Here is a 5,129-nt window from a genome sequence, read left to right as displayed (position 1 = left end):
CCGGGCGGGGCCGCCGCGCTGCGGGCGGGCGCCCGCGGGGCCAGGGTGGGGCGGTGACGACAGGTGACCGGCGGACGAGGACGACGAGCCCTGCGGGCGCGCTGAGCGGTGCCCCCCGGGCGCACGGGGCCGACCTGCCCCGCGTCGTCCTCGTGACGGGCGCCTCCAGCGGCATCGGGCGGGCGACGGCGCTGCGCCTCGCCCGCCCCGGCGCCGTCCTGGCCCTGGCCGCCCGCGGCCGCGAGGGCCTGGAGGCCGTCGCCGCCGACTGCCGCGCGCAGGGCGCCCGCGCGACGACCCACCCCCTCGACGTGGCCGACGACGACGCCGTCGGGGCGTGCGTCGACGACGTCGTGCGCCGCGAGGGCCGTCTGGACGCCGTGGTGCACAGCGCCGCCGTCATCGCCTACGGCGACCTCACCGAGGTCCCCGCCGACGTCTTCGAGCGGGTCGTGCGCACCGACGTCCTCGGCACCGCCGCCGTCGCCCGCCACGCGCTGCGCCGCTTCCGCGCGCAGGAGGAGGGGACGCTCGTCCTGCTGGGCTCGGTGCTCGGCCAGGTGACGGCGCCGTGGATGTCGTCGTACGTCACGAGCAAGTGGGCCGTCCACGGGCTGGCGCGCACCCTGCAGCAGGAGAACCGCCCGTGGCGGCGCGTCCACGTGCGCCTCGTCTCCCCGGGCGGGGTGGAGACGCCCGTCTACCGCCGCGCCGCGACCTACCTCGGCCACCACGGCAAGCCCCCGATGCCGGTCTACGACCCCGCGACGGTGGCCGACCGGGTCGTCCGCGTGCTCGCGCGACCCGCTGCGGCGCAGCGCGACACGCGCGCCGGCTGGGGGAACCCCTTCCTGCGCCTGGGGTTCGGGCTGCTGCCCGGCGTCTACGACGCGGCGGTCGGCCCGCTCCTGCGGCTGCTGGGTCTCGACCGGCGCCGCGTCGACGACACGCCGGGCAACGTGCTCGACCCCTCGCCGGACGCCGACCCGACGAGCCCGGACCAGCTGGCCCGGCGGCGCACCCGCACCTCGCGCTGAGGCCGCCCCCGGCTCGTCCGCCGCTCCCGGGCGTCGGTCGCGACGTCGGTCGGGGGAGCGCGTCCCCTAGCGCAGGAGTCGCGACATCCGCCGGTCGGCGAGCTCGCGGCCGCCCGTCTGGCACGTGGCGCAGTACTGCAGGGACCGGTCGGCGAAGGAGACCTCACGGACGACGTCCCCGCACACCGGGCAATCCTGCCCCGTGCGGCCGTGGACGCGCATGCCCTGCCGCTTGGCGTCCTTGAGCTCGGCCGCCGGCCGCCCGCGGGCCGCGGCGACGGCGGCCTCGAGGACGGCGTGCAGCGCCGTGTCGAGCCGGTCCACCTCCTCCTCGCCGAGACGGCCCGCGACGGCGAAGGGGGACAGGCGGGCGGCGTGCAGCACCTCGTCGCTGTAGGCGTTGCCCACCCCCGAGAGCAGGTGCTGGTCGCGCAGCAGCCCCTTGACCTGCTGCCGCGAGCCGGCGAGCAGGCGGACGAGGGCGTCGCGGTCGAAGCCGGGGTCCAGCGGGTCGGGCCCCAGCGAGGCGACCTGCGGCACCTCGGCCGCGTCGCGGACGACGTGGACGGCGAGCCGCTTGCGGGTGCCGGCCTCGGTGAGGTCGAAGCCGCTGCCGTCGTCGAGGCGCACCCGCAGGGCCAGGGGCCCCTTCCCGGGGCGGGCGGGCCGCTCGGGGACGGCGTCGTACCAGCGCAGCCAGCCGCCGCGCGAGAGGTGCCACACGAGGTGCAGCCCGTCGGCGCCGAGGTCGAGCCACTTGCCGTGCCGGTCGGCGGAGACGACCTCCAGGCCCGCCAGCGCCGTCGGCGGGGGGTCGAAGGTCTTCAGCACGCTGATGGCGGCGACCTCGACGGCGGCGACGACGCGGCCGACGGCGCGCTCGCGCAGGAACTCGGCGAGGGCCTCGACCTCCGGCAGCTCGGGCACCGCGCCACTGTGGCACCGCCGCCGCCCTCCCACCTCCTCGCCGCCCAGCCCCCGTCGTCCCCGCCCCGCACCTCGCCCACCCACCTCCCGGGAGCCTCTCCCCGGGCGGGACCGCCGAACGGGCGACCCCCGGCGCGCCGCCCCTGCGGCGCGAGCCCGCGGCTGCCGATGAGGCGGCGTCGCCCTGCAGCAGGCCGGGGCCGCAGGGAGGGGGGACGGTGGTCACGAGCACGCGCCTCCCCCTGGCCCGCCAGTCGGTGGTCGACGCCGGCGGTCGCCGCGTGGGCTACGAGCTGCTCTTCCGCGGCGAGGGCGCCGCGCCGGGCGGGCCCGGCTGGGACGCCGCCGCGCAGGACCGCGCCACCTCCGCCGTCATCTCGGCGGCCTTCGGGGGGCTCACGCCCGGCCCCGTGGGCGAGGGCGGCCTCGTCTTCCTCAACCTCACCCGCTCCTTCCTCCTCGGCGAGGTGCCCCTGCCGGTGCGCCCCGAGGGCGTCGTCCTCGAGGTGCTCGAGGACGTCCCGGTGGACGACGCGCTGCGCGAGGGGCTCGTGCGCCTGAGGGGCGAGGGCTACGTCCTGGCCCTCGACGACTACGTCGGCGACGACGAGCGGCTCGCCCTCGTCCCGCTCGTCGACGTCGTCAAGGTCGACGTCGAGGCCGTGCGCGCCGCCGGCCGCACGCCCGCGGACGTGGCCGCGCGGGTGCGCCTCGCGTCCCCCGACGTCCGGCTGCTGGCCGAGCGGGTCGAGGGCCCGGACGACGTCGAGGAGTGCGCCGCCGCCGGCTACACCTGGTTCCAGGGCTTCTGGTTCGACCGGCCACGGGTCGTCGACGGCGTCGCCCTCTCGCCGTCGCAGGTCGTCTGCGCCCGGCTGCTCGCGCTCCTCGGCGAGCCCGACGCCTCGGCCCGCGCCGTCGAGCGCCTCGTCCAGGAGGACCCGGCGCTCGGCCTGCGCGTGCTGCGCTGGGTCGGGTCGGCCGGTAGCGGCGCCCGCACGCCCGTCCGCTCGGTGAGCCAGGCGCTCGTGCTCCTCGGCCCGCGCGCGCTGCGCTCGTGGGTCGTCGTGGCGCTCCTCGGCGCGTCCTCCTCCTCGGCGGACCCTCTGGACGACGTCGTCCGCGTCCTCGCCCGGGCCCGCGCGTGCGAGCTGCTGGCCCCGGAGCGCGGCCTCGAGGGCGAGCTGTACACCGTGGGGCTGCTGTCGGCGGTCTCGGACACGACGGGCGCCCCCGTGGAGCAGCTCGTGCGCGAGACGGGCCTCGGGCCGGTCGGCGCGGCGGCCCTGCTCACCGGCACCGGGCCGGTCGGTCCGGCGCTCGTCGCCGTGCGCGCCCTGGAGGGCGGGTCCCCCTGGCCCTCCGACTTGGACGGCGAGGGCCCCGGCGCCGCGGCGGTCGCCGCCGCCCACCTCGAGGCCCTCGCCTGGGCCACGCGCATCGCGCGCGGCCTCACCGGCGCCCTCTGACCCGTCCCTGGCGCCGCGGGCCCCTGAGGGTCGGGGGACGGGGCCACGACCGGCGTCCGAGCCCCTCCGCGGGCGCCCTCCGCCGGCGCCCCTCGAGCACGTCGCCCGCAGGGGTGAAGCCCGGGCGGGTGCCTGCCGATAGACGGCGCAGGGGCGCTGAGGCGGCGCCGACGCAGGGGAGGCCAGCGGTGAGAGTGCTCGTGGTGGACGACAGCCGGGTGATGCGCCAGATCGTGGTGCGCGCGCTGCGGCAGGCGGGGTTCGGCTCCCTCGAGGTGGTCGAGGCCGGCGACGGCGGGGCCGGCCTGGAGAAGGTCGGGGAGGAGTCTCCGGACCTCGTGCTGTGCGACTGGAACATGCCGGGCACCTCCGGCATCGAGATGCTCCAGCAGCTCCGGGCGGGCGGTGACCGCACGCCGTTCGGCTTCATCACCTCCGAGGCCGCGAGCGAGGTGCACGACCGGGCCTCGGCGGCGGGGGCGACCTTCGTCGTCACCAAGCCCTTCACGCCCGAGGTCCTCCACGACGCGATCGAGTCCGCGCTCGCCGGGGTCGCGTCGTGAGCGAGGCGGCGACCACCGCGGTCGAGCTGCCCACCACCGCGGCGGTCCGCGGCGTCCTCGAGGGGCTCCTCGGGCGCGACGTCGTGCCCGGGCCCGGGCCCCGCGTGACCGGGGACGACGCGGCCGGCACGGTCGCCGTCTACACCCGCGGCGCCGAGACCGTCGGCCTGCTCGCTCTCGACCTCGCCGGCTCCGCGATCCTCGGCGCCGCCCTGGGCCTCGTGCCGCGCGGCGGGGCCGAGGCGTCCGTCGAGGACGGGCAGCTCTCGCCGCTCCTCGCCGAGAACGTGGCCGAGCTCTGCAACGTCATGGCCCCGCTCGTGCCGGTGGCGGGCGGCGGCCACGGCCGCCTCGCGTCCGTCCACGGCAGCGGCGAGCCCTGCCCGACGGACGTCGCCGACGCGCTGCGCCGCGGCGCCGGCCGCCTGGACCTCGTCCTCGACGTCGCGGGCTACGGCCGCGGCGGCATGTCGCTGCTCCTCACGTAGCGACGACCCGCCCGGGGCGCCCACCGAGGCCCCCCGGGCGGGCCTGCGCCCCGCACCGGGGCGCGCCCCGCGCCTCCAGGTCGGAGGCCCGGCGACCGACAGCAGGAGAGCGCGCCGCCGGCGCGCCCGAGCGAGCGAGCTAGGAGCGGCATGGACGACGGCGCCCTCGAGGGCATGGACGAGATCGTCAGCGAGTTCCTCGTCGAGTCCGAGGAGAACCTCGACGAGCTCGACCAGCAGCTGGTCGCGCTCGAGGCCGACCCCTCCTCCCGCCAGCTCCTCGCCGGCATCTTCCGCACCATCCACACCATCAAGGGCACGAGCGGCTTCCTCGCCTTCTCCGACCTCGAGCGCCTCGCGCACGTCGGCGAGACCCTGCTGGCGCGCCTGCGCGACGGCCGCGCCGTCGCGACGCCGCAGACCGTCACCGTGCTCCTGCACATGGTCGACGCCGTCCGCGGGCTCCTCGGGCGCATCGAGGCCACCGGCTCCGACGCCGGCGCCGACCTCACCGGCGTGCTCGCCGCCAGCACCGTCGGCGAGGAGGGTCCTCGTGTCGTCTTCGTGCACGGGCTCTTCGGGCAGGGTCGCAACTGGGCGACGGTGGCGCGGTCGCTGGCGGGTGGACCGCGGCGGGTGACGGTC

The 5,129-nt window shown here is 78.3% G+C and carries 6 protein-coding genes; 5 read left to right on the top strand and 1 reads right to left on the bottom strand.

Annotated elements, in window-relative coordinates:
- Window positions 1-53: 53 nt before the first annotated feature.
- Window positions 54-1,037 carry an SDR family NAD(P)-dependent oxidoreductase gene (locus tag HLB09_RS12665; RefSeq protein WP_212771018.1) on the top strand — a complete coding sequence of 328 codons (984 nt, stop codon included), beginning with the start codon at window positions 54-56 and terminating at the stop codon, window positions 1,035-1,037.
- Window positions 1,038-1,103: 66 nt separating this feature from the next.
- On the opposite strand, the gene HLB09_RS12660 is transcribed toward HLB09_RS12665, so the two are convergent.
- Entirely contained in the window at window positions 1,104-1,964 is an 861-nt protein-coding gene (locus HLB09_RS12660) for a DNA-formamidopyrimidine glycosylase family protein (RefSeq protein WP_171203713.1), read from the bottom strand.
- A gap of 218 nt (window positions 1,965-2,182) precedes the next feature.
- Here HLB09_RS12660 and HLB09_RS12655 point away from each other — a divergent pair, with 218 nt between their 5' ends.
- The 4 genes from HLB09_RS12655 to HLB09_RS12640 form a co-directional block, all read left to right on the top strand.
- Window positions 2,183-3,433 (top strand): EAL and HDOD domain-containing protein, encoded by a 1,251-nt coding sequence (locus HLB09_RS12655; RefSeq protein ID WP_171203712.1) that lies wholly within the window; start codon window positions 2,183-2,185, stop codon window positions 3,431-3,433.
- A 188-nt stretch (window positions 3,434-3,621) separates the two neighbouring features.
- The gene (locus tag HLB09_RS19430) at window positions 3,622-3,996 is read left to right on the top strand and encodes a response regulator (RefSeq protein ID WP_171203711.1); all 375 of its coding nucleotides are present in this window, start codon (window positions 3,622-3,624) and stop codon (window positions 3,994-3,996) included.
- Window positions 3,993-4,484, top strand: a complete 492-nt coding sequence (locus HLB09_RS12645; RefSeq protein ID WP_171203710.1) for a hypothetical protein — start codon at window positions 3,993-3,995, stop codon at window positions 4,482-4,484. The genes HLB09_RS19430 and HLB09_RS12645 overlap by 4 nt, the downstream gene beginning before the upstream one ends.
- A gap of 150 nt (window positions 4,485-4,634) precedes the next feature.
- Window positions 4,635-5,129 (top strand): Hpt domain-containing protein (locus HLB09_RS12640; RefSeq protein WP_171203709.1); only part of this gene is annotated, 495 nt, incomplete at its 3' end.

The sequence above is a fragment of the Pseudokineococcus marinus genome (genome assembly GCF_013004605.1).
Lineage (GTDB): Bacteria > Actinomycetota > Actinomycetes > Actinomycetales > Quadrisphaeraceae > Pseudokineococcus > Pseudokineococcus marinus.
This window is presented reverse-complemented; position numbering and strand designations above follow the sequence as displayed.